General features: G+C 70.9%; 19 protein-coding genes. 10 read left to right on the top strand and 9 right to left on the bottom strand.

Features of this window, described 5'->3' with window-relative positions:
* Window positions 1-54: 54 nt before the first annotated feature.
* Window positions 55-243: a hypothetical protein gene (locus tag VIL67_RS00365; protein WP_332046857.1), complete on the bottom strand. Its 189-nt coding sequence runs from the start codon at window positions 241-243 to the stop codon at window positions 55-57.
* Between the two features lie 245 nt (window positions 244-488).
* Here VIL67_RS00365 and VIL67_RS00360 point away from each other — a divergent pair, with 245 nt between their 5' ends.
* The 8 genes from VIL67_RS00360 to VIL67_RS00325 all read left to right on the top strand — a co-directional run bounded on the left by VIL67_RS00360 (window position 489) and on the right by VIL67_RS00325 (window position 13,288).
* On the top strand, window positions 489-3,209 hold the full coding sequence (locus VIL67_RS00360) for a family 16 glycosylhydrolase (protein WP_332046856.1): 2,721 nt from the start codon (window positions 489-491) through the stop codon (window positions 3,207-3,209).
* A 60-nt stretch (window positions 3,210-3,269) separates the two neighbouring features.
* A complete protein-coding gene (locus tag VIL67_RS00355) occupies window positions 3,270-5,099 on the top strand; it encodes an FG-GAP-like repeat-containing protein (RefSeq protein ID WP_332046855.1) in 1,830 nt (609 codons plus the stop codon).
* Between the two features lie 50 nt (window positions 5,100-5,149).
* On the top strand, window positions 5,150-6,040 hold the full coding sequence (locus VIL67_RS00350) for a glycosyltransferase family 2 protein (RefSeq protein ID WP_332046854.1): 891 nt from the start codon (window positions 5,150-5,152) through the stop codon (window positions 6,038-6,040).
* A gap of 112 nt (window positions 6,041-6,152) precedes the next feature.
* The gene (locus VIL67_RS00345; protein WP_332046853.1) at window positions 6,153-6,836 is read left to right on the top strand and encodes a polysaccharide biosynthesis/export family protein; all 684 of its coding nucleotides are present in this window, start codon (window positions 6,153-6,155) and stop codon (window positions 6,834-6,836) included.
* Window positions 6,837-7,067: 231 nt separating this feature from the next.
* Entirely contained in the window at window positions 7,068-9,278 is a 2,211-nt protein-coding gene (locus VIL67_RS00340; protein ID WP_332046852.1) for a GumC family protein, read from the top strand.
* A gap of 19 nt (window positions 9,279-9,297) precedes the next feature.
* Window positions 9,298-10,257: a glycoside hydrolase family 16 protein gene (locus VIL67_RS00335; protein WP_332046851.1), complete on the top strand. Its 960-nt coding sequence runs from the start codon at window positions 9,298-9,300 to the stop codon at window positions 10,255-10,257.
* A complete protein-coding gene (locus VIL67_RS00330; RefSeq protein WP_332046850.1) occupies window positions 10,254-11,777 on the top strand; it encodes an O-antigen ligase family protein in 1,524 nt (507 codons plus the stop codon). Before VIL67_RS00335 ends, VIL67_RS00330 begins: the two co-directional genes overlap by 4 nt.
* Before the next feature lie 14 nt (window positions 11,778-11,791).
* A complete protein-coding gene (locus VIL67_RS00325) occupies window positions 11,792-13,288 on the top strand; it encodes an oligosaccharide flippase family protein (protein ID WP_332046849.1) in 1,497 nt (498 codons plus the stop codon).
* A 415-nt stretch (window positions 13,289-13,703) separates the two neighbouring features.
* Here VIL67_RS00325 and VIL67_RS00320 read toward each other — a convergent pair whose 3' ends face one another.
* The 3 genes from VIL67_RS00320 to VIL67_RS00310 all read right to left on the bottom strand — a co-directional run bounded on the left by VIL67_RS00320 (window position 13,704) and on the right by VIL67_RS00310 (window position 17,334).
* Window positions 13,704-14,681 (bottom strand): glycosyltransferase family 2 protein, encoded by a 978-nt coding sequence (locus VIL67_RS00320; RefSeq protein WP_332046848.1) that lies wholly within the window; start codon window positions 14,679-14,681, stop codon window positions 13,704-13,706.
* Entirely contained in the window at window positions 14,678-15,928 is a 1,251-nt protein-coding gene (locus VIL67_RS00315; RefSeq protein WP_332046847.1) for a glycosyltransferase family 2 protein, read from the bottom strand. Before VIL67_RS00315 ends, VIL67_RS00320 begins: the two co-directional genes overlap by 4 nt.
* 221 nt (window positions 15,929-16,149) lie before the next feature.
* Complete coding sequence (locus VIL67_RS00310; protein ID WP_332046846.1) at window positions 16,150-17,334, bottom strand: glycosyltransferase; 1,185 nt, start codon at window positions 17,332-17,334, stop codon at window positions 16,150-16,152.
* A 119-nt stretch (window positions 17,335-17,453) separates the two neighbouring features.
* Here VIL67_RS00310 and VIL67_RS00305 point away from each other — a divergent pair, with 119 nt between their 5' ends.
* A complete protein-coding gene (locus VIL67_RS00305) occupies window positions 17,454-18,554 on the top strand; it encodes an acyltransferase family protein (protein WP_332046845.1) in 1,101 nt (366 codons plus the stop codon).
* Here VIL67_RS00305 and VIL67_RS00300 read toward each other — a convergent pair.
* A complete protein-coding gene (locus tag VIL67_RS00300) occupies window positions 18,466-19,641 on the bottom strand; it encodes an L-lactate dehydrogenase (protein ID WP_332046844.1) in 1,176 nt (391 codons plus the stop codon). The two genes, VIL67_RS00305 and VIL67_RS00300, sit on opposite strands and share 89 nt — an antisense overlap.
* Window positions 19,642-19,684: 43 nt before the next feature.
* On the bottom strand, window positions 19,685-20,443 hold the full coding sequence (locus tag VIL67_RS00295) for a hypothetical protein (RefSeq protein WP_332046843.1): 759 nt from the start codon (window positions 20,441-20,443) through the stop codon (window positions 19,685-19,687).
* Between the two features lie 176 nt (window positions 20,444-20,619).
* On the opposite strand from VIL67_RS00295, the gene VIL67_RS00290 reads away from it, so the two are divergent.
* On the top strand, window positions 20,620-20,952 hold the full coding sequence (locus tag VIL67_RS00290; protein WP_332046842.1) for a hypothetical protein: 333 nt from the start codon (window positions 20,620-20,622) through the stop codon (window positions 20,950-20,952).
* Here VIL67_RS00290 and VIL67_RS00285 read toward each other — a convergent pair.
* The 3 genes from VIL67_RS00285 to VIL67_RS00275 all read right to left on the bottom strand — a co-directional run bounded on the left by VIL67_RS00285 (window position 20,949) and on the right by VIL67_RS00275 (window position 24,360).
* Window positions 20,949-21,626 carry a cytochrome b/b6 domain-containing protein gene (locus tag VIL67_RS00285; protein WP_332046841.1) on the bottom strand — a complete coding sequence of 226 codons (678 nt, stop codon included), beginning with the start codon at window positions 21,624-21,626 and terminating at the stop codon, window positions 20,949-20,951. The genes VIL67_RS00290 and VIL67_RS00285 overlap by 4 nt on opposite strands.
* Window positions 21,627-21,630: 4 nt before the next feature.
* The gene (locus tag VIL67_RS00280) at window positions 21,631-22,137 is read right to left on the bottom strand and encodes a c-type cytochrome (RefSeq protein ID WP_332046840.1); all 507 of its coding nucleotides are present in this window, start codon (window positions 22,135-22,137) and stop codon (window positions 21,631-21,633) included.
* Between the two features lie 75 nt (window positions 22,138-22,212).
* Window positions 22,213-24,360, bottom strand: a complete 2,148-nt coding sequence (locus VIL67_RS00275) for an AsmA family protein (RefSeq protein ID WP_332046839.1) — start codon at window positions 24,358-24,360, stop codon at window positions 22,213-22,215.
* Window positions 24,361-24,365: the final 5 nt, after the last annotated feature.

Here is a 24,365-nt window from a genome sequence, read left to right as displayed (position 1 = left end):
GCAGGCTGGAAGCCGCCGGCGGAGCGGCCTGCGCCGGCCGCTGGGCGGGCGAGCTCAAATCGAGGCTAAGCCGTCGTCCAGCTGAGGCGGGCGTCGCAGGGTTCGTTCCACGGCGGCCTGGGCGGCGGCGCGGCTGGCGTCGGCGCCTCGGGCGACCGTCACCCCCTCCTCGTCGTACACGCTCCAGCTCCAGCCCTTCTCGCCCTGGCTGAGCGAGTACGCGAACGAACGCGGCTCCTGCATGACCCCGGCCCTCCTACGCCACACTCAAAGCTGAACACCCCGTCCGTGGCTGGGTTGCGCCGCGGAACCGTCACATTTTCGCGCGTGCGAGATGCCGCCGGCGGTCGGGCTGCCCATCGTGGATTGGCCGTTCGGTGTCCGCGGCGCCACGGTCAGGAACCGATCTGCCTAAGGCAAAGCCGAAGCGTCAGAACCAACCCGCCCGTTCCGGTGTTGTGCTCGCCGCTAGCTGGAGACTTCCGACAGTGACCTATTACAACGCCCGTGGAGAGGCGATGCCCGAGAGCGCGGCCGAGCAGGCGCGCATTGCAGGCACAGCTGTAGCGAACGAGACCATCAACGCGCCCGCCGGGCACTCCTCGCTCTCCGGCGAGGGCGGCGGCGACCTGCTGATCGGGAACAATCTCGACAATCGCCACTGGATCACCCATCCCAAGGACCGAGTCGTCGAGCAGCCCGGCGGCGGCGTCGACACCATGATCGGCTGGACCGACCTGAAGCTGCAGGCGAACGTCGAGAACCTGGTGGTCAACGGCGCCTACAACTACGCCGTGGGCAACGCGCTCGGGAACCTGATCACCGTCGACGACGCCACGCACTGGATCTACGGCGCCGGCGGCGACGACGTCCTGGTGGGCGCCGCCACCCAGAAGACCACCTTCGTGCTCCGCGCCGGCGAGGGCTCCGACGTCATCTACAACTGGAACGGCAACAGCCAGCTGCAGCTGCACGGCTACGGCGTCACCAGCGCCGCCCAGCTGCGCGGCCTGATGAGCCAGCAGGGGAACGACGTGGTGTTCAGCTTCGCCAACGGCGAGAAGCTGATCCTGCGCGACGAGCTGCTCTCCACCATTCAGGATCGCCAGTTCCTGCTGCCGCTCGACACCGCGAAGCTGGGCGCGCTCACCTTCCAGGATGAATTCAACTCGCTGCAGGTCTGGAACCCGTCCACGGGGACCGGCCAGTGGCGCGCCGACTTCGGCGGCAACCTGAAGGACCAATGGGCCTACACCATCGTCACCAACGGTGAGGTGCAGGTCTATACCCAGCCCGGCTTCCAGGGCCGCGGTGAGGCCGACCTCGACCTCAACCCCTTCTCGATCTCGGGCGGGGTGCTGACGATCACCGCCCAAGAGATACCCGACGACAAGGCCTACGCCGCCTGGAACCGGGAATACTCCTCCGGGATGCTCAACACGCTTGGCATGTTCGAGCAGAAGTACGGCTACTTCGAAATCCGCGCCGAGATGCCTACGGCGGCCGGCTCCTGGCCGGCGTTCTGGATGATGACCCACCCCTTCGTCAGCGGGGTGGAAGCCGACATCTTCGAGGGCCTGGCGATCACCCCCGAGATCGACTACCGCCGCGCGCTCGGCGGCGGCGAGACCCAGTACGACGACACCCTCAAGCTGGAGGTGGGCGGCATGCACACCTACGGCATGCTGTGGTCGCCGCAGACCGTCACCTTCTACTACGATGGAATTGCCGTGCTGCAGGGGCCGACGCCGGCCAACTGGCAGTACCCCATGGCCATGATCGTCAACCTGGCGGTCGGCGGCTGGGGCGGCACGCCTGACGCCTCGCAGTTCCCCACGACGATGAAGGTCGATTACGTGCGGGCCTATGCCCTAGCCGACGGGTCGACGCAGGTGGTGCGCGAAAGCCCCGAACTGCCGGTGGGCACGTTGCACACGGTCGGCGGCGCCACCTCAGGCCAGGCCAACGTCACCGAAACCTTCGCAGACGGGACCCCGGTCAGTTCGGCCACGATCTCCATCCAAAACGCCCGGCCCGCTTCGGGTCCCCCCGGCAAGGCCTTCGTGATCTGGGAAGACGCCGGCGCGGTGTTCGGGACGGTGTCCAACAACGGCGTCCTTGGCCAGGCCACAACCCTGATGGCTGGCTCGGTCAGCCAGTTCACCGGCAGCGGGACCTGGCTCTCCAGCGGCAAGGTGGTGTTCGGCTACATGAAGCCCGACGGCGCCGGCCAGGCCGCCTGGGCGATGGTGTTCGACCCGGTGAAGCTGACCTTCACCCGGCAGGAGCTCGGCCCGGCCACGGGCGACGTCCGCTTCGTGGCCACCGACTTCGGCGGTTTCGCGGCCAGCTGGGACGCACCCGACGGCCGCACCTACGCCCGGGCATATGACGAGTGGGCCTACGGCGGCGACGTGCCCGGCTGGTACGGCCCAGTCCGTGAGCTCGCCGGCGACCTCACCGGCGTCACCGCCTCGGGTGAGCTGATCGCCACGAACGGCGCCGGCGGCCAGCAGCTCTATCGCATCATGAACGCCTCCCAGCCGAACGGCGGCGGCAGCGGCGGTCCGGGCGCGGCCACCAACGGCAACGACAGCCTGCAGGCGGCCCCCGGCCGCTCGCCGGTCAACGCCCTGGCCGGCGACGACACGATCACCGGCACCGCCGGCGAGGACTACCTGCGCGGCGACGAGGGCAACGACCGGATCGTCGGCGGCGACAGCTTCGACGACGTCCATGGCAACATGGGCAACGACACGGTGCTGGGCGGCGGCGGCAACGACTGGGTGGTCGGCGGCAAGGACCAGGACATGCTCTACGGCGATGACGGCGACGACATCGTCTACGGCAACATCGGCGATGACTGGAACGAGGGCGGCGCCGGCGCCGACGTCGTCCGCGGCGGCCAGGGGAACGACCAGGTGTTCGGCCAGGCGGGGAACGACTGGCTATCGGGCGATCGCGGCGACGACACCCTCTCCGGCGGCTCAGGCGCGGACATCTTCCACACCTTTGCGGAAGCCGGGCTCGACCGCGTGGTCGACTTCAACGCCGCCGAAGGCGACCGCGTCCAGCTGCTGGCGGGCACGCAATACACCCTCGCTCAGGCGGGCGCGGACACGGTGATCCAGGTGAGCGGCGGCGCCCAGATGGTGCTGGCCAATGTGCAGATGAGTTCGCTGCCCGGCGGCTGGATCTTCGGCGCCTAGCCGGAAACCGGCCTGGCAAATGAGCGTTCCGGCCAAGCTTCGCCTAGTGGAGCTTGTTCGATGCCGACCTATCTCACGCCGTCGGACCAGCTGTTCCCCCGCCCCACGGCGGGGGACACGGTGGTCCGGGAATTCGTGCTGGCCGACGTCAACGGCGACGGCCGCCTGGACGCGCTTCTCACCTACCAGCTGTTCCCAGTCGAGGATCGCCCGGTGCCGCTCCGCGCCCTGCTGGGCGACGGGGCTGGCGGCTTTAGCGACGGCACGGCGGGGCTCTTCGCGGGCGGCGTGCCGCGGCTGGTGGACGCCCGCGCCCATGTGCTCGCGGACCTGAACGGCGACGGGCGGCAGGACCTCTTCCTCGCCGACACCGGCTACGGCGCCCCGCCCTACCCCGGTGCGCCGAACACCCTGGTGCTGTCGGCTCCCGGCGGCTGGATCGACGCCAGCGCCCGGTTGCCGGCGTTCAGCGACTATACGCCCACCGTGGTCGCGGGAGACATCGAGCGGGACGGCGACGTGGACCTGCTCGTCGGCGACCTCGGGCAGCGGGGTCCCTATGTCCTGCTGAACGACGGCGCCGGGAACTTTACCGTCGACCAAGGCCGGTTGCCGGCGCTGATCTCCAACCCAGCCAATGGCCGCTATTCCACGGCGTTGATGTTCGACGCTAACGGGGACACCGCGCCCGACCTTTTCCTGGGCGGCGACGGCGACTCCAAGGTGCTGCTGAACGACGGGATGGGCCATTTCGCCGTGCCGGACGGTATGACCTTCCCCATTCCCGGCGCACACTTGGTGGTGGACGCCGCCGCCGCCGATCTGAACGGCGACGGGCGGCAGGATCTCCTGCTGACGGTCGCGATCGACAACTTCAACCGTGGCGCCCTGCGCGTGATGATCAACCAGGGCGGCGGCGTCTTCACCGACGAGACGGCGCAGCGGTTGCCGAACGGCGGACTGGCGGCCGAGGCGGGCTGGATCTACCGCGCGCCGCTCGTGGACCTGAACGGCGACGGCGCAGCGGACGTGATCCTGAGCGGCGGCGCGACCAGCGCCGGCGCCGTGCTGCTGAACGACGGGCTCGGCCGCTTCGCCACCGCCCCGGGATTTGTGCCCAGTCTCGGCGCGCTGGATCGCCTTGCTGCGGGCGACCTGAACGGCGACGGACGCGCCGACCTGCTGGTCGCCCGCAGCGGAGGCGGCGTCGACCGATTCACGAGCTACCTCTCCGTCGACCTTGGCCGCACCCAGGCGGGGGACGCCCTGGCCGACACCCTCCTGGGCGACGGAGACAGCGAGACCCTGAGCGGCGGCGGTGGAGACGACGTGGTGTTCGGGGGCGGCGGGGACGACTACCTCCGCGGCGACGAAGGGCGCGACCGGCTCGCGGGTGGTCCGGGGTTCGACGACATCAACGGCAACATGGGCGACGACACCGCCTCAGGCGGGCTTGGTCCGGACTGGGTGGTCGGCGGCAAGGACAACGATCTCCTGTTCGGCGACCTCGGCGACGACATCGTCTACGGCAACCTTGGCGCGGACACCTGCGACAGCGGCGAAGGCGCGGACATTGTACGCGGCGGCCAGGGCGACGACCTGGTGCTTGGCGGGTCCGGGAACGATTGGCTGTCCGGCGACCGCGGCGACGACACCCTGACCGGCGGGGACGGCGCTGACGTCTTCCACACCTTCGCCGAGGCCGGGGTCGATCGGGTGACGGACTTCAGCGTCGCCGAGGGCGACCGCGTCCAGCTGCTGCCGGGCGCCGCCTACACCGTGGCCCAGGTCGGGGCCGACGTGGTCCTCGACCTGGGGGGCGGCGGGCGGATGATCCTGGCCGCAATCCAGCTGTCTGCCCTCCCCGGCGGCTGGATCTTCGGGAACTGAGGCCCGCGGCGGTCATTTCCGCACGGTGCAGGTTGCAGGGGGTTTTGGCCATGAACGTCGACGTGGGCGTGTGCACCTTCCGCCGCGCGGCCGTCGCCGAAACTCTTGTCTCGTTGGGAGACCAGCGCCTCCCCGACGGCGTCGTCATGCGCGTGGTGGTCGCCGACAACGACGAGACGAACGAGGCCGAGGGCCGGATCCGCGCCGGCGCTGAGGCGGCCGGCGTGGCCCTGACCTACGTCCACGCGCCGTCGCGCAACATTTCGCTCGCGCGAAACGCGTGCCTGGACGCGGCGTCGGGCGATTTCCTGGCGTTCATCGACGACGACGAGACCGCCACGCCCGGCTGGCTGGCCGCCCTGCTCGCTGAAGCCGGGCGCGGCGGCTGGGACGCGGTGCTGGGACCGGTCAAAGCGGTCTACGAGGCTGAGGCGCCCAACTGGCTGGTCGCCGGCGACTTCCACTCCACCGCCCCCGTCCAAGTGGACGGAAAGATCCTCAAGGGCTACGCCGGCAACGTCCTGATCCGCATGGACGCGGTCCGATCCCGCGGGCTTCGGTTCAATCTTGCCCTCGGCCGCCAGGGGGGTGAGGACGACGACTTCTTCTACCGCCTCACCGATACCGGCGGGACCATCGGCTATGCGCCGGACGCGCTCGCCTACGAGCCCGTCCCCGCCGGCCGCGCGTCGCTCCAGTGGCTTCTGAAGCGCAGCTTCCGCACCGGCCAGACCCATGGCGCCCGGCTCGAGGCTCGTCACCACGGCCCGGCGAAGATCGCCCAGATCGGCGTCGCGGGCGCCAAGAGCGGCGTCTGCCTGGCGGGCGCGGCGGCCTCCGTCCTGTCTCCCGCCCGCCGCAGCAGATGGTTGGTTCGCGGCTCGATGCACGCGGGCGTGGTCGCCCGGCTAGCCGGGCTCAAGGAACTGCAGCTCTACTGACAAGCGGCGCCGTAGGGAACATGCAGGCAGCCCTGCGGGTTTGACACGCGCAGCAGTGCGCCCAGCGCAAGGCCGCAAATCGTTTGGTCGCGATTTCTGGAGCTAGATAGTCATGCGTAGGCGTCTGCCCTCGCTCGCCGCAGCGGCGTTTCTGTCGCTGGCCGGCGCATCCGCGCCCGCGCTTGCCGCGAGCGCCCTACCCCCACCCGACGCCGGCGCCTTGCTCCGGCCTGACGCCGCCGATTATCGCATCGGCGCTCAGGACAAGGTGGAGATCAACGTCTTCGGCATCGAGGAACTGAAGCGGGAAGTCCAGGTGGACTCCGGCGGGAAGATTCTCCTGCCGCTGATCGGCCAGGTGCAGGCGGGCGGCCGCACGCCGGCCGAGTTGTCCAACGACATCGCCGGGCTCCTGAAGAAGAGCTACATGAAGGACCCGCAGGTCATCGTCACGGTCAAGGAGGCCCAGAGCCAGAAGGTGACGGTCGACGGCGCGGTGCTGCAGCCGGGGCAGTATGCACTGGCCGGTCCCACGACGCTGATGCAGGCGGTCTCCTTGGCCCGCGGTCCCGATCCGAAACTCGCCAACGTCAAGCGGGTGGCCATCTTCCGCCAGATCGGCGGACAGCGCCGGAGCGCCTTCTACGATCTGGCCGCCATTCGCTCCGGCAAGGCTGAGGATCCGCCCGTGTACGGCAACGACATCGTCGTCGTCGACACCTCTGGCGCCAAGAACTTCATGCAGAACTTCCAGGGCGGCTTCGGCCTGCTGGGGATGCTGATCCGCCCCTGGTGATCACTGTCAGGCGCACGCCGGGCGCCAGACCGGCGTGCGCTTTCCATCGGAACCCGGCCGGAGGGTCGGGGTTATTGGCAACGCTAGTTTTTCCGAAGTTCGGGTGGGGCTTGCGAGCCCAAGTTCCGCGTAGCGTGCACTGGAGAGGGACCCGCAAGGTCCAGGGCGCGACGCAACCAGGAGCCAGGTTTCCGGCCCCCACCTGACGGTCAGTGCCAACGCAGGTCGCCTATGAACAATCTGATTCCGATCAACCACCAGCTGCCGGCGCAGCCCTCGGCGCCGTTCCGGCCGATCGAGCCGGAGCGCATGCACCTGCGCCAGCTGTTCGGCATCCTGCTCCAACGCGCCAAGCTGGGTCTGGGAGTCGCGGCGGCGGTGTTCGTGGTCGTCCTCGGCGCCTTCGCCATGCAGACGCCGACCTACACGGCCGTGGGCTCGGTGGTGATCGACCCGAGCGGCCGGAACCTGGCGCGCGCCGAGCAGCAGAGCTCTGGCCTTCCCGCCGACACCAGCGCCGTGGACACCCAGGTCGAGGTGCTGCGCTCGCGCGGGGTCGCCGAGCGGGTAGTGCGGGCGCAGAAGCTCTACAACGACCCGGAATTCAACTCGCGTATGGCGCCCGGCTTCTTCGGCCTGAAGAAGCCTGCCGAGCCGATCGTCAACCCCGCGCCGCGGCTGGTCGAGCACACGGCCACCGTGCTGATGAACAAGACCTGGGTCCGCCGCGCGGGCCTGACCTATGTGGTGCTGGTGGGCGTCAACTCCACCTCGCCCGAGAAGGCCGCCCGGCTCTCCAACGCCTACATGGAAGAATACCAGCGCCTGCAGCTGGACGAGAAGCTCGCCCGCGTGACGCGCGCGAACCGCGAGCTGGGCATGAGCCTCGAGAAGATGCGTCGCGACGCTGAGATCGCCGAGGCCAACGTTCAGCGCTACAAGAACCAGCACGGCCTGCTGAGCGCCGAAGGCTCGACCATGGCCGAGCAAGAGGTTTCCACGCTCAACCAGCAGCTGGCGATCGCCCGCGCCGAGACCGCCGAAAAGTACGCCCGCCTCGCGGCCGCCCAGGCTCAGCTGCGCAACGGCAGCGGCGGCGCCGACGTGGGCGCGGCGCTCGGCTCGGACACGGTCCGTGAGATGCGCAAGCGCGAGGCCGAGCTGTCGGTCAAGCTCGCCCAGCTGAAGACCGACTTTACCGATCAATATCCCGAGGTGAAGCGCACCCAAGCTCAGCTGAATGACATCCGCGGCCAGATCCAGATCGAGATCAACCGCATCCTGTCGAGCCTGCGCGCCGAGGCTCAGGCGGCCGCCGGCCGTCAGGCCTCGCTGATGGGCAGCCGCGGCGCAGCGCAGGGGGGCATCGCTCAGAACAACGAGGCGATGGTCGGCTTGGTGGGCCTGCAGCAGAAGGCCGAGGCCGCCAAGGCGATCTACGAGGCCTATCTCGGCCGCGCCAAGGAAGTGGCCGCCGAAGGCAGCCTCCAACAGGCGGACGCCACGATCAACGCCCGCGCCGCCATTCCCACGGCTCCCTCCTCGCCGAACATGAAGCTGGGCGCGGCGCTGGCTGTCCTGGCCGGCCTGGTGGCGGCGGGCGCGGCGGTGCTGATCGCGGAGTTCTGGGACAAGCAACTGCGCTCGCGCCTGGACGTGGAGCGGGAGCTCGGCGTGCCGTTCGCCGGCGTCCTGCCCGACTTCCGGTCGGTGAAGCCGAAGGGCTTGCGCGGCCCGGAGGCGGCTCCCGAGGAATACCTGGTCAGCCACCCCTTCTCTGGTTTCGCCGAGGCCTTCCGCAACCTGCGCGCCTTCCTGATGATCAGCGCGCCGCACGAGGACTCGAAGCTCATCGCGCTCACCTCGGCCGTGCCGCGGGAGGGCAAGAGCCTGACCTCCTTCTGCCTGGCGCGCACCCTCGCCCTTTCCGGCAGCCGGGTGTGCCTGGTGGACTGCGACCTGCGCCAGCGCGGCGTCACCAAGCTGATCGGCGCCCGCGATGTGGGCCTTGTCGAAGTGGTGCAGGATGGCGTGCCGCTGACGGAAGCCCTGGTGCACGACGCCAGGACCAACCTCTTCGTCCTGCCCGCGGCCGGCAAGAGCGTGCCCTACGACCTGTTCTCGAACCCGGTGACCGACGAGGTTCTGCGCGACCTCGCCAACCAGTTCGACTACGTGATCCTGGACGCGCCGCCGATCCTGGGCGTCGCCGACGCCCGCATCCTGGCCGCCAAGGCCGACCGGGTCCTCTACCTCGTGCAGTGGAACAAGACGCCGCTGCGCGCCGCCCAGTCCGCCGTGGACATCCTGCAGGAGTGCGGGGCCAACGTCGCCGGCGCGCTGCTGACCAAGGTCAACGTCAAGGGCCAGGCGCGCTACGGCTACGGCGATAGCAGCGACTACTACGGCTACTTCAAGAACTACTACATCGCCGCGGCCTGACGGGCCGCGGGGGACCACCATGCTGGATCGTTTCCGAGCTTCCCACCGGGCGGCGCTGACCGCGGCCGTGCTGGCCGCGGGCCTCGCCGCCTGTCAGGGCGGCGGCTCGCGCGCCGAAGCCGCGACCACGGCGCCGCTGGCCCGGGCGCCGGACGGGCGCGCCCTGAAGCTCGTCTTCACCGACGAGTTCGACAGCTTCCGCCGCTACCGCAACGGCCAGGGGGTGTGGCGCACCACCTTCCGCGACGGGCGGGACGACAACGACGACGACTTCAACCTGCGCACGCTCAAGTGGAACAAGGAGCTCCAGCTCTACGTGGACCCCGACATGGTCGGCCACCGCGGCCGGCACGGGGACGACGAGCGGCCCGGTGACGAGGGCCGGCGGGCGCGCCGCCAGGCGACCGACCGGGCGCTCGGCCTCGATCCCTTCACGGTTCGCGACGGGGTGCTCGAGATCCGTGCTGACAGGGCGCCGGCCCACGCGGTTCAGCACCTCGGCGGCTTCCGCTATGTGTCGGGGCTGATCACCACCCAGCCCTCTTTCTCGCAGACCTACGGCTACTTCGAGATGCGCGCCCGCCTGCCGCGCGGCAAGGGCGTGTGGCCGGCCTTCTGGATGCTGCCGCTGGACCTGTCCTGGCCTCCAGAGATCGACATCATGGAGAGCGTCGGCGACCCCTCCACAGTCTACGTCACCGCTCACTCCAACCATGTGAAGGGCCAGGGCGTTGAGGTGAAGGTCGACCCCGAAGCCTTCAACACCTTTGCGGTCAGCTGGGACAAGGACCAGCTGGTCTGGTTCGTGAACGGCCGCGAGGTGAAGCGCCAGCCCACCCCCGCGGACATGCACAAGCCCATGTACCTGCTGGCCAACATCGCGCTGGGCGGCAGCTGGGCCGGCGAGCCCGACGAGACCACGCCTTTCCCTGCCCGGATGCAGATCGACTACATCCGCGCCTACAGGTTCGCGCCATGACCACCTGGGATTCCTTCGGCCCGACCTCCGCCCGCCCGCGCCGGATCCGCGGCGGCGAGATCCCCAACCCGCATCCGGTCAGCTGGCGCGACCAGCGCCGGGTCCGCATGGCCGCCCCGCGCGTGGAGCGGATGGTGGAGCCCGGCGCGGCTGAAGGGGCCACGGTGCGGCTCGGGGGCCTGACCGTGGACCTGGACGCGGTCTTCACCTTCGGCCTGTTCCTGGCCCTGCTGTTCATCGCCAACTGGGGCACGCTCGGCGCCGCCATCATCGCCGCCGCCGTGCCGCTTTACCTGTTCGTGCGGCGCAAGAAGCTGGAGCGGGTGCTGATCGCCCGGAGCTTCCTTTTCGCGATCCCCGCCTTCGCCATCTTCTCGACCATCTGGTCCGAGGCGCCGAAAGAGACGCTGAAGTTCGCCCTCGAGCTCGCCATTACGGTGGTCGCGGGCCTGCTGATCTCCTCGGCGCGGAGTCAGGAGAACGTGCTGCGCGCCATGGCCTGCGCCTTCCTGACCTACATCGGCTTCTCTTTGGTCAGCGGCGGCACCGTGGCGATTGGCGTGGGCGCCGGCGGCAGCGCCTTCTCCGGCCTCACCGAGAGCAAGAACCTGCTGGCCGACATCGCCTCGACCGGCGTGCTGGTGTTCCTGGGCGTCGGCCTGATGGCCGTGCGCAGCCGCAGCTGGCTGTGGGCCGCCGTCGCCCTGGTGGGTCTCCTGCTCGGCTTCCACGCGGTGACCGCCGCCCGATCCGCGGGGGCCCTGCTCGGCCTCGCCATGGGCGTCGGCGGCATGCTGGCCCTGCTGCCGCTGCTGAAGGCCGGCAAGGCGGTGCGGGCCTGGCTGACGACTATGGTCGGCGTGGTCCTGATCGCGGTCGGCTTCAGCTACCGGTGGCTGTCCCAGGCGCTGATCGAATGGGGCGCCCAGACCTTCGACAAGGACCCCACCCTGACCGGCCGCACCTATCTCTGGTACCGCGCCGCCGACCTGATGCACGAGAAGCCCCTGCTCGGCCGCGGCTACTACGCCTTCTGGCTGCAGGGGAACCCCGACGCCGAGGGCCTCTGGAAATACTTCGGCATCGAGAGCCGCGGCGGCTTCACCTTCCACAACACCTTCGTGGAAATCCTGGTCACCATGGGCCTGCTCGGCCTGATCGTGGTGGGGATCACGGTTGCGGTGGGCGTCTTCGCCCTCGTCCGGCGGTTCGTGCTGCGGCCCAACCTGGCGCTGGTCTTCTGGGTCGGCGTGCTGCTCTACCAGCTGTCGCGCACCGGCATCGAGACCATCGGCATCGCGCCTTTCTACTTCTCGACCGTCCTGGCCTTCGGGGCCCTCGGCGCCGCCTTCGGCCGGGTCGACTCGCCGAAGCTGGCCCGCCAGCCCTATCGGCCGCCGACTCCGCGGATCGTCCAGGTCTGGCCGGTGGAGCAGATCCCGAGCGGCTGGGCCAATCCTCACGTGAGCGCGCGGCCCAACATGCGGCTGCTGCGCTCCGACCTGCCGCGCGGTCAATGAGCGCGGCTGGCGAGGTGGCCGACACCCCGGGGCCGGGCGGCCGCCGCAAGACCCTGCACCGCACCTCGCTGGGCGCGCTCGCCCTGACCGGCGCGAGCGCGCTGCGGCTGGGCCTGCAGTTCGCCATGCTGCCGATCCTGGCGCGGCTGATCGGGCCGGCCGAGTACGGCCTGGTGGCGCTGGCCATGCCCTTCATCCTGCTGGCCAACGTGCTGTCGGACGGCGGCATGGGCTATGCGCTCGGCCGCCAGCAGGCGGTGAGCCGGGACCAGGAATCGACCGTCTTCTGGCTGTCGGCGGGCCTTGGCCTGGCGCTGTCCCTGGGGTGCGTCGCGGCCGCCTGGCCCATGGGCGCCCTGCTCAACCAGCCGCGCCTGCCGCTGCTGATCGTCGCGCTCTCGCCGATCCTGCTGATCAACAGCCTGACGACCGTCTCCAACGGCCGCATCATCCGAGAAGGCCGCTTCGGCATCTTCGCGGCCGGCGACCTGATCTCCACGGTGGCCAGCGCGCTCACCGCCCTGGCCGCGGCGCTGGCGGGCTGGGGCGCCTGGGCCCTGGTCGCCCAGCAGCTGGTCCTGTGGATCTGCAAGCTGGCCTGGGTCAGCTCTCGGGCGGGCGCCCCGATCCGGCTGCACTACCGCTTCGAGGAGGCGAAGGGGCTGCTGGCCTTCGGGGCTCAGACGATCGGCGCGATCCTGGCCGACTTCGTCTCCCGCAACCTGGACAGCCTGATCGTCGGCGGCGTGCTGGGCGCGACCATGCTGGGCTTCTACGCCATGGCCTACCAGATCGTCCGGGCCCCCGACATGCTGATCTCCGGCCCCTTCTATCTCTACATCTTCACGGCCGTGGCGCGCACCGCGAACGGCGCCTCGAAGGCGGCGATGCAGGACCTGGCGACGTCGGCGCTGCGGCTGGGCGCGACCTTCCTGGCCCCGGTGTTCGTCGGTCTGGCCCTGGTGGCCGACCTAGCGGTGAAGCTGGTGCTCGGCGACAAGTGGTACGACGCCATCGGCCCGCTCCGCATTCTCGCCGGCGCCGGCTTCTTCTTCTGCATGTGCTCGATCATGGCCACCACCTTCATGGGCCTGGGCAAGACCGCGCAGCGGCTCAAGCTTTCGATCCTGCTGGGCGTCGTGGTGGTGGGCGCGGTGGCGGCGGTGGTGCGCTTCGGCCTGGAGCCGGTCTCGGCGGCGGTGGCCGGCGCCATGGGCGTGGTCTGCGCCATCTACATCCACGTGCTGGCCGGCGACCTGCAGATGCCGCGGCGCCGGCTGCTGGCGGCCTTCGCCCCTTCGGCGCTGGGCTGCGTGGTCATGGCGGCCGCGGTGCTCGCCGCCCGCGAGGCCCTGACGCATGCCCCGCTCTGGCTGGAGCTGGTCCTGATGATCACCCTGGGCGCCGTGGCCTACGGGGCAGTGCTCTGGAGCACCGCGCGGCGGCGCTTGCTCGACGACCTGCACGCCTTCCAGCACGCCCAGGCGCTCGGCGACGCGGCGCAGGCGTAACCCGCCCTCCCCTGCCGCGTGGCGCGGGGGCCAGGGGCGCCGCCGTCTCCTCGGCTGTCATCCCGGTTTCGGCGCAGCCGAAGACCGGGACCTCTGTACCCATTGGGTTGAGGTTGGGCACAGCCGCGGAGGTTCAGAGCGGACCACCAAGGACACCAAGATCACGAAGGGGGGCGGCGCCGAACGTGCGCCGACGGGGAGCTCGGGCCCAGTCTCGCGCCGCAGGCGCGCAGGCGTGACGCGGCGCGGCCCGCGCGGGCCCGCCTTGGTGGTCTTGGTGATCTTGGTGGTGAAACACGCGGTGGGCCCGGTGGCGGACTCGGCTTGGGTCCCGGCTTTCGCCGGGATGAGCGCAGGGGGTTAGCTGGCGTGGCGGTCGGCGCGAGGCGGACCGGGATGACGGCAGGAGGACGAGCTAGGCGGCGGCGGGCGCGCGGGTGGGGGCGAGGCGGGCGGCCAGGCGCTTGAGGCGGGCCTTCACCGGGAGGGTGAGCAGCGGCCACACGTCCGGGGTCGAAACGCCGGCCGCGAGCCCGCCGAGCAGGTCGCGCGCCTTCAGCCGCTGGATGACGTCGTCATAGACCAGGGCGGCATGCAGGGAGCGACGCCGCGCGGCGAAGGCTCGGCGCACGTCCTTGGGCTGACCCATCATCACGCCTTCAAGGGATGCGTCGGCGGCGATCATCTGCACCAGGTGCTCGCGCCTCATCACGTGCGAAATGGAGGCGCCGTGCTTGCGGTAGCGATACAGGGCGGCCGGCTCGAAGTGCAGGGTGCGGCCCTGCGCCAGCAGCCGGACCACCAAGTCATAGTCCTCGCCGATCCGCAGGGCTTCACGGTAGCCCGCGCCCTTGACGGGCCCGGCCCTGAACAGAGGCTTGAGGTAGCCCAGGCCCGGCTTGCGCGCGTACATGCGCGCCGCGTCGACGTACTCGGCGAGCGTGATCGGCCGCGCCGCGTCCCAGTCCTTCCCGGCCAGGAAAGGGCGCCCGGCGTCAGCTGGGCCGCCATCCTGGAAGACCGTGAGGTTGTCGACCACGATGTCGGCGCCGCTGGCTTGCGCGCGCGCCACCAGGCGCTCGAGCCGGTCCGGAGTCATCAGGTCGTCGGAGTCAAACACCGCGATCCACTCGCCGCGCGCCTCGGCCAGAGCGCGATTGCGGGCGGCGCCGGGGCCGCCGTTCTTGGGCTGAACGAAGACCCGCACGCGCGGGTCCCCGGCGGCGGCAGCTTCAATGACGGCCACGCTGCCGTCGGTGGAACAGTCGTCCACCACGATGAGTTCGAGGGAGGCCAGCGTCTGGTCCAGCACCGAGCGCACGGCCTGGGCCAGGTAGCGCGCGCCGTTGTAGTTGGCCGTGACGACCGAGACGGTCGGCCGCTCCGCCGTCATGACACCGCCTGAGGGGCGAGTCCCACCGGCGGCCGCGGCTTGCGATCGCTGCGCCAGGTGAAGAGCTGCGCCCAGAAGCCCGCCGACCAGGAGAGGTGCATGATCATCGCCGCGGGCCCGGAGAGGAAGGCGGCCCGGTCGCGCCGCTTCACGCCCAGCAGGACGCCGTAGCTCAGCGCCGCCAGCATCCAGACCAGCGCCGGGACGGCGAAGGCCCAGGAGAGCGGCGCCAACGCCAGGGTGGCCACGGCGGGGGCGACGGCGAGCGGCAGGGCCTGGCGGATCTTCAGCGGGGTGTAGTGCTTCAGCACTGTCCGGGCTCGGCCGCGACCGTAGCTGAAGTACTGCTTGGCCAGGGCCTTGGGCGTGCTGCGCGGATAGTAGCCGATGCGCACCTTGTCGGTGAGCCAGATGCGGCCGCCCTGCTCCGCCAGCCGCAGGTCGAGCTCGGCGTCCTCGTTGTGGCTGAAGCTCTCGTCATAGCCACCGACCGCCGTGTAGGCCTCGAGGCTGAACAGGGCATGGTGGCCGTGGTCGACCCACTGGCCGTGGCTCGCGAGCCGGTGCGCCGAGCCGCCGGTGCCCAGCACCGAGTTCTGGGCCACCGCCACGGCGCGCTGGAAGAAGCCCTCGCCGCGGGTGTCCATGGACACCACCACAGAGTCGGCGCCCGTACGCCGGGCCTCTTCGATCAGGGTCGAGGCGTAGTTCTTCGGATAGTCGGCATGGGCGTCCACACGCACCAGCCACGGACGCTCCCCGCCCATCACGCGGGCCGCCAGGTTCATGCCGGCGCTCTGCAGCCGGCCGGGGTTGGCCAGCAGCCGGACCCGGGGGTCGCGGGCGGCGATGTCGGCGACAATCTCGCGGCTGCGGTCGCTCGAGCCGCCGTCGGCGACCAGCACCAGCGGATCGATGAGGCCGTCGTCGTTCAGCACCTGCTGGATCACGTCGGCGATCACAGCCTCTTCGTTCAGGCAGGGGATGACGATCAACGCGCGCCGGCCAGGATCACCGGTGGTCGCCGGCTGCGGCGCCTCCGCCGCCGTCTCGGCCAGGCGGATCACCGCCTCGGGATCGATCCTGTCCCAGGCCTGCGGCAGCAGGCCGGCGAAGGGCTCGTCGGCGGCCGCGCGTTCGGTCGGCGCAAACGAGCGCGGCTCGGCCGGGCGGCGCGCGACGCCGTCCTCATGGCTCGGGTTCTCGGAACCAAGAGACCGCCCAGCGGTGGGCTTGGGATTAAGCATAGCGTCGGAACCTGCACTGTGACCAGCGACGCGGCAGCGAAGCTCCTGCGCGCGTCGGGCCTAAAACAGCCTCTGCCCGATTACGTTCCGGCGGATGTGAGCTTGACCATTGCGCTTTTTTGCGCGGCCGAGCTGGAACACATTTTGGCCACTATACGAGCTGCGCCGCAGGCTAGTCTCTGTGGCGGGCGCGGGGATGCTCATTTCGGGTAATGCAGCGCTCAGGCGACGCGGCGCGTTGCTGCAGCGCCGTCAGTTGACTGAACGTTCGAAGTCACCGTCCGACCGGCGAGCGCGTTAACCAGCCGTCGGCAGTCCCCCTCGTCAACCACGAAGGCGTCGGCCGGCACGGCGTCCAGCTGCGCCCGCAGGGCGGCATAGGCGGCGGGGGTCAACCGCTCCAGGAAGGCTTCCACGTCGCGGGGGTCCTCCAGCCGCACCCCGAAGCCGCGGTTGGCGAGGTAGCGGCCGGTCTCGACACCGGCGAGGGCGATGGGGACGACGCCATAGCGGCCGCTCTCGTAGATCCGGTTAGGCAGCAGCCAGGCGGAGTTGAGCCCCTCCTCCATATAGTCGAAGGCCCAGCTGAAATGGACGTCGCCGTAGATGCGCGGCAGGTCCTCGGCCGTATAGGCGCCGAAGAAGTCGACGTTCGGCGCCCGCGCGACCTGGGCGTCGAAGTCGTCGAACTCGGTGTAGGCGGGTCGGCCGTGGATCCGCACCTCCAGGAGGTCGGGCCGGCGGGCGGCGATCTCGGTCAGGACGTCCAGGCTCTTGCGGCAGCGGATGGCGCCCATCCACCCGATCCGCCAGGGCGGACCGGCCGCCCGCATCGGCCGCCTGGGCGGCGGTCCGCCGCCGAGATCCAGCGGCTTGTTCTCGACCAGCAGGGTTTCGACGGCGAGGTCCGCCCCCACGCCCTGCCGCGCCGCGAAGTAGTGGTCGAGAAAGGCCGGCGAGCTGACCACCAGGAGGTCCGCGCGGCGCAGCAGCGCCCGCTCCACCGCCCGCATGGCCCGGCTCTTGGACCCCTCGCCCAGCATCATCCGGTGGATGTCGAGGCACTCGTAGACCAGCCGGGCCTTGGACCCGCCCTGCACCCGGGCCGACTCCGCCACCGCCAGGGCCTCCAGGGTCCGGCCGACAAACACCTCCGCCCCCGTCAGCAGCCCGCGCCAGCGGCCGGCTCGCAGCGCGGTGAGCGCCGTGACCTTCGCCCGGTGCCCCATGCGGCCGTCGTAGGTGCGCCCGAGGTCGACGGCCGGCGCGCCGCCGACGCTCTCCGGCGCCGCGTCGGTCCGACGGAAGCCCAGGACCACCGGCTCCGCCCCGCCGGCCCGCAGCATCCGCACCCGCCGGGTGACCGCCGGGTCGGCGAGGTCGTGGACGAAATAGGCCAGCTTCACGGGCGCCCCTCCGGAGCTTGAGCAATCGGTCGGGAGCCAAACGCACGGCGAGCCGTTTGGACGCAAAGCTTCACCGCCCCTGCGCCGGCGCGCGGGGCGACGCGTTCGGAGGGGGAAAATTGGTCGAACTGACGCCGCAGCCCGAGGCCCGGCAGGCGCCTTCCGAGGTGCGCTCGATCCAGTACCTGCGCGGGTTCGCGGCGTTCGGCGTGCTGGTCTTCCACGCGGCCGAGCGGGCCGGCGGGCACTTCGGCCTGGGCGCGGCGGGCGTGGACGTCTTCTTCGTGATCTCCGGCTTCATCATGTGGGTGGTCACCTGCAACCGGACCCCCTCGCCCGGCCAGTTCCTCTGGCGCCGGGTCCAGCGGATCGTGCCGCTCTACTGGGGCCTCACCCTGCTGGTAGCGGGCGTGGCGCTGGCGGCGCCGTGGGTGTTCCCGGCCATGCAGGTCACGGCCGAGGCGCTGGTGAAGTCGCTATTCTTCGTCCCTTACCGCGACCACACGGGCCTCATCGCGCCCCTGGTGATCCCCGGCTGGACGCTGAACTACGAGATGTTCTTCTACCTGCTGTTCGCCGCGGGCCTGCTGGCACCGACGAAGCTGCGCGCCTGGCTGGTGACGGCGGCGCTGGTCGCCCTGGTGGCCGTCCGGCCGCTGGGCGATACGGCGAACCCGATCTGGGCCACCTACACCAATCCGCTGCTGCTGGAGTTCGGGGCCGGCATCTGGCTCGGCCGAGCCTGGGCCGAGGGCCGGCTGCCCGGGGTCCGCGCGGGCTGGGCCCTGGTGATCGCGGGGCTCCTGGGCTTCGCTGCGGCGGGCGCCTCCGGCGTCGACGTGGAACGTGCGCGGTTCCTGATCTGGGGCGTGCCAGCCCTGCTGCTGGTGGCGGGCGCGGTCAGCATCGAGCGGCGGGGCGCCGTGCCCAACTGGCGGCCGCTGCAGGCCTTGGGCGACGCCTCGTACTCGCTCTACCTGGTGCACGGCCTGGCCATCTCGGCCACCGTGCGGATCCTCGACATGGCGGGGCTGGCCTCGCCGCCCCTGATCCTGGCCGGCGGACTGATCGCCGGCGTGGTCGCCGGCCTCCTGACCTATCAGCTTGTCGAGAAGCCGCTGATGAAGCTCTTCAAGACCGGTTTGGGCGGGACACGGAAGGCCGGTCCAGCCCGTCCAGCAGCTCCGGTCCCGCCGCCCGCGCCGACCGGCAGCCGGTGAGGATCATCGCCACCGCCAGCTCCGAGCGGATCGTGGCCAGCATCCGGGCGACCTGGGCCTCGCCGCCGGCGCCGAGGGCGTAGGCCCAAGCGCGACCGAGGAAGCAGGCCTTCGCCCCCAGCGACAGCGCCTTCAGCACGTCGAGGCCGGAGCGGACGCCGCCGTCCATGAACACCTCGAGGTCGTCGCCCACCGCCTCGACGATGCGCGGGAGGGCGGAAATCGAGGAGCGGACGCCGTCCAGCTGGCGCCCGCCATGGTTCGACACCACCAGGCCCTGGGCGCCCGCCCGCACCGCATCGCGGGCGTCGTCGGGATCGAGCACGCCCTTAACGACGATCGGGCCGTCCCAGGTCTCGCGCACCCAGTCGAGGTCCTTCCACGTCACCGAGCGGTCGAAGTTGCGGGCGATCCAGCTCAGGAAGTCGGTGACGCGGCGGCTCTCCTTCACCGCGCCGGCCACCGAGCCCAGGGTGTGCGGCCGGCCGTTGACGAACACGTCCCAGGTCCAGGCTGGATGGGTCACCCCGTCGCGCAGCTGGGCCAGCGCCGCCTCCAGCCTCGTCCCGCCGGTGAAGCCCGAGCGGACGTCCCGGTAGCGCGCCCCTGGCGTCGGCAGGTCGACGGTGAAGACCAGGACCGGGCAGCCGAGGTCCTTGGCCCGGGCGAGCAGCTCGCGCATGTAGCCGCGGTCCTTCAGCATGTAGAGCTGGAACCAGGGCGCCTGGGCGCCCCGGGCCACCTCCTCCACCGAGCAGACGCCGACCGTCGACAGGCAGAACGGCACGCCAGCGGCCGCGGCCGCCCGGGCCGCCTGCACCTCGCCGCGCCGTGCGTACATGCCGGCCATGCCCACCGGCGCCAGGCCCACCGGCATGGAGAGCGTCTGGCCCAGCAACTGCACCGACATGTCCAGCTGGCTCATGTCGCGCATCACCCTCTGGCGGAGCGCGATGACCTCCAGGTCGGCGACGTTGCGGCGCAGGGTCTCCTCGGCGTAGGAGCCGCCGTCGATGTATTCGAAGAAGATCTTCGGCAGCCGCCGCCGGGCGAGCTCCCGATAGTCCGACACCGAAGCTGCGCGCATCGCCCCTCCCGCTCGTTCGGCGGCAGGGTGCGGCGCCGCGGCCTCAGGCGGAAGCCTGTTCCTTCGCCGCCGCGTCGGCCGCAGGACGCGGGGCCATGACGATCCACACCTGATGGGCGCGGGCCATCAGCTCGCCCTGGGCGCTGAACAGGGCGACGCCGGCCGTCTCCTTGCGACCCTCGCGGGCCAGCGGCCAGGCCATCACCACGCACGGCTCCCCCGCCTTCGGCCGGCGCAGGACCTCGCCGGTCATGGTGCCGAGCAGGGCGCCGTGCCGGCCCTCCTTCTCCACCCAGGCGAAGTAGCCGGGGCAGTCGAGAGCGGCCCAGACCACCTCCAGCGGCGCCAAACCGTCGGCGTCCGCGAAGGCCTCGTGCGGCGTCCACGCGTCGGCGACCACGCCCGCCTCGCGGCCCTCCACCTGGCCGGCGAACACCCGCAGGCCGTCGCCCTCGTCCCGCTCCGGCCCGCAGGTGAAGCAGATGGGATGGAAGCGCTGGGTGTGGCCGAGGTGCCGGGCGCCGGCGGCGCGGGCTTCCTCCAGTGAGATCGGCCGCGGCGGCGCGGGAAGCTCGGCGCCGTCGGAGGCGCGGCCCTGGCCGATGAGGGCGCCGCCCTCCCCGGTCATCACCACCTGGCCGTCCTGCACGGCGAGCTCGAGGCCGACATCCAGCGGCACCGGGGCGCGCAGCATGGCCGTCGCCGGGCCGTCGAAGTCCTTGGCCAGCACGCCGCAGACATAGCCGCCGTTGCCGGAGTTCGGCGGGCCGCAGAACCGGCGGCCGATCACGATCTGGGTCAAACCGGAAATCTCGTCACTGAAAAGGTCGAAAGGAATGTCCAAGGCTTGCCACGCCTTCCTTGGGGAACGGAAGAGCCAAAATGCCATCCCCGGCGTTGGAGCAGGCGGGGCTGCGGAGTAGGTTGCGCCCCACCGCCGAAGGGCGGATTCGAGCCAATAGACGCAAGGAGAATGCGGTGAGCGAGCGGATGGAACGGCCCTGGGCCCTGATGCGCCATCATGCCGGCTGGGCGGACGTCTTCCACATCGAGAGCGAAACCGCCGACTCCATCTCCGGCTTCTACCCGGACCGCGAGACGGTCGGGCCGCCGGTGAGCTACTCGGTGCGCGCGGTCCTGGCCCGCTACCCCACCCTTGAGGCGGCCCGCGCGGCGCGCGAGGGCGCGGTGCTGGAGTGGCGCAAGCACGATGCGGCCGTGCGCGAGGCCGAAGACAAGCTGCGGACCGCCGAGAAGGCGCGCGAGGACGCCTGGCTGAAGTCCCTGCGGGAAGCCGCCGAGATCGGTTAGAGCCGCAGGCCCTTCGACAGGATCCAGGCGATGGCGGCGGCCGCCACGGCCGTCGCCAGCACCTTCCACCAGGGGGCGAAGGTGAGCTTGGGATCGGCGGCGACGCGCCGGTAGCCGGTGATCATCGGCCCGATCAGGTTCGAGCGCTTCCACGCCAGGTAGAAGCCGACCGCCGCCACGTGGACGGCGACCAGGATCTGCAGGACGGTGAAGCTCGCCTCGTGCAGCTCGGAGATCGCCCGGCCGGTCTCGAAGCTCACCCGGTCCGACAGCGGCCCCGCCTCGAAGGCGTCGATGTCGACGGCGAACAGCCCCGTCGCCACCTGGAAGACCAGCAGCAGCAGGATGGCCACCACGCTCCAGGCGCCGAGCGGATTGTGCCCCGGCGTGTCGGCGGGCGCCCGACCTGGGAGACTGCGCAGGTAGGCCAGGGTCGCGCCGGGGCCCTTCACGAAGCTGGCGAACCGGGCGTTGGCCGAGCCCCACAGGCCCCACATCAGCCGGAACATCACCAGGCCCAGGATGGCGTAGCCGCTCCAGCGGTGCCACTGCAGCCGCTCGGTCTCGGCGCTCCACCAGGAAAAGCCGATGAGCAGGACGAGGCTCCAGTGAACGAGCCGCACCGGCGCGTCCCAGAGCCGCGCCCGGACGGTCAGTTCCGGCTCCGCCGCCACCGGATCAGGACTCCTTCTGGACGCGGTACTTGTCGTGGCAGCCCTTGCAGGCGCCGCCGGTGGGCCGCACCTGGGCCTTGACGCCCTCGATGTCGCCGGCGGCCGCCAGCTGCTGCAGCTTGGCCACCTGCACCTGCAGGTTGGACGAGGCGGCGTTGAAGCCGGCCGCATCGGTCCAGATGTTGGCCTTGGCCTCGCTCTTGGGCCGCGCCTCCTGGCCCGAGCCGCGCGGGAACCAGGTGGGCATCTGGCCGGCGAGGGTCTTGAGCTGGCCGGCGCTCTGCGCGACCACGGCCTTATCCGGGGAGCCCTTGCGCAGTTCGTCGTTCAGCCGCTTGAAGGCTGCGCCCATCCGCTCGAAGTTGTCGTGCCGCGCCAGCGCCGCCTTGGCTCCGGGCGTCGTGGCGGTCTCGCCGTGGGTGTTGTGCGCCAGCGCCCCCGTGGCCGCCACCGCCAGGCCCACGCTCAGGGCGAGCGCCGCGCCCGCCGCATAACCGATCCTGCCGCCCATCGCCTTCACTCCGCTGACCCCCGCCTGACCGGCGGCGGCGCGAGGTTGCCGCGCCGGCCGGCCGGCCGTCAACGGCTAGCGGCGGGCCGACTTCACCGGCGCGCCTTCCGCCGAGGCGCTGGCGAGGAGTGCCGAGCAGTTGGCGTCCTTGGCCAGGCCTGGGTCGACGAACGGCAGGATGGCCGCGATCGGCGAGAGCACCGAACCCAGCGCCACGGCCAGGCCGCCCTGGGCGATGGCCTTGCCGGGCTCCACGCCCATCTTCGGCGCGCGCAGCGGCCCCTTGGCGGTGACCGGCAGCATGAGCCGCACCAGCCGGAACTTCTTGGGCTGGCCTTGCACGCGGAAGTCCATCCGCTCCGTGCCGAGGTTGACCGTGCCCGTGCCGGTCACCACCACCGGCTCGGTGTCGAAGACGATGCGGTTGGCGCGCATCACCCCGTCGGTAGTCTGGAAGTGGGCCACGCCGCAGCGGACGGGCACCTTGTCCTGGTCCTTCTTGAGCAGGAGGCCCAGGCCCTTGACCACGTTGACGCCCATTAGTTCGGCGAAGGCCTCGCGGATCTCGCCGTTGGGGATCACCACCATGACCTCGCCGTCGGCGTTGGCGAAGGCCTTGTGGACGCTGTTGCCCTCGCCGGTCAGCCGGGCGCGGCCCACCAGCGAGCCGGTCAGCGGCATCGGCCCGCCCGGGGTGCGGATCGGGATGAGCTGCTCCAGCCGGGCGTTCGACAGCCGCAGGTCGAGGTCGGTGACGGGCGTCGCACGGCGCGCGTTCAGCTGCACGTGGCCGGCGATCTGGCCCTGCGGCAGGTCGAGCCGCAGCGGGTCGGCGCGGAGCAGCCCGTCATCCAGCTTCACCGTCACGGAGGCGGAGCGCAGGTGCACCGGCGCGTCGCGGATCGAGGCCACCTTGTAGCTGACGTCGGCGTCGATCGCCCGGATCCGCTCCACGGCCAGGGTGGAGTCGGGGAACAGCCGCTGCTGGGCGTTGAGGTTCTGCGCCACCGCCTTCTGTTCGGCGGACGCCGTCTCGCCCGGCGCCGTCGAGGGCGCGCCGCCGAACAGGGCGCCCAGGTCGTCGAAGTCCAGGCTGCGGGTGGACAGGTTGGCCTTCAGGTACGGGCGCTCCTTGCCCGTATCCACGCTCACCGTGCCGGACAGGTCGCTGTCGCCGACGCGGCCGTTCAGCCCGGTCACCCGGTAGAACTTCTCGTCGCGCGAGAGCCGGCCGCGCACCGTGTAGGGCGGGGTGTTGGGAAGCGCGATACCGGTCAGGCCGTAGAGCTCGGCCATGTCGGGACCGCGCACCGAGGCGTTCATCTGGAACTGGGCCAGGTCGAAGGGCTTCGGCACGTCGCCGCGCGCGGTGATGATCGTCTGGCCCGCCCGGATGTAGGCGTCGAACGGGTACGGCACGTCCTTGTCGATGTTCAGCAGCGGCCCGCCGGTGACACGGAGGTTGAACGGCTGGCGATTGTAGGAGCCCTGGCCCAGCACCTGGAAGCCACGGTTGGCGCCGTTCATTTGCTCACTGGCATTGAGCGTGCCCGAGAAGGTCAGGCCGCGCTTCACGTCCCGGAAGTCGATCTGGCCCTGGTTGATGATGAAGTTGCGGATCGGCGGCAGCTTGGTCGGCTTGTCCGGCTGGCGGCCGTCCGAGAAATCCCAGGTCTTGCGGCCCTGCGCGTCGGCGTAGAGGCGCACGTTCGGGCGGTCGAACTGCAGCAGGCGCAGGTCCACGTCGCCCTTCAGCAGGGGCAGCAGGCGGATCTGCACGACGATGCGGTCGATCTGCGCCATCTGCCGCTTGTCGGGCGCCCAGTCCGGGTTGGCGATGCGGATGCCTTCCACCGAGGCCCGCGGCTGCCAGGACCAGAGGTGGACGTCGAGGTCGCCGGTGATCTGCACCTCACGGTGCATGCGGGCCGAGGCGAAGCGGGCCAGCGGGCCCCGGAACCAGTTCCAGTCCCAGATGGCGATGAGGATGGCGATGGCGATGGCCAGGGTCGCCAGCACGGCGCCGGCGATCTTCAGCGACTTCGGGCTGGGCTTCTTCAGCCGCGTGGCCGCCATGCGCGCCCGCGCGGCCTGCCAGTGCTCACGCGTCCAGGTCCCCGCCCGCTGCAGCGGGCGGCGGCGGCCGGCGTCGCCCGGCCGGCCCGGCTGGCCAGGGGCGCGGCGCTTGCCGGGCTCCGGATTCTGGAAGGCGTCGTTGCTCACGGGTC

The sequence above is a fragment of the Phenylobacterium sp. genome (assembly GCF_036563385.1).
Lineage (GTDB): Bacteria > Pseudomonadota > Alphaproteobacteria > Caulobacterales > Caulobacteraceae > Phenylobacterium.
This window is presented reverse-complemented; position numbering and strand designations above follow the sequence as displayed.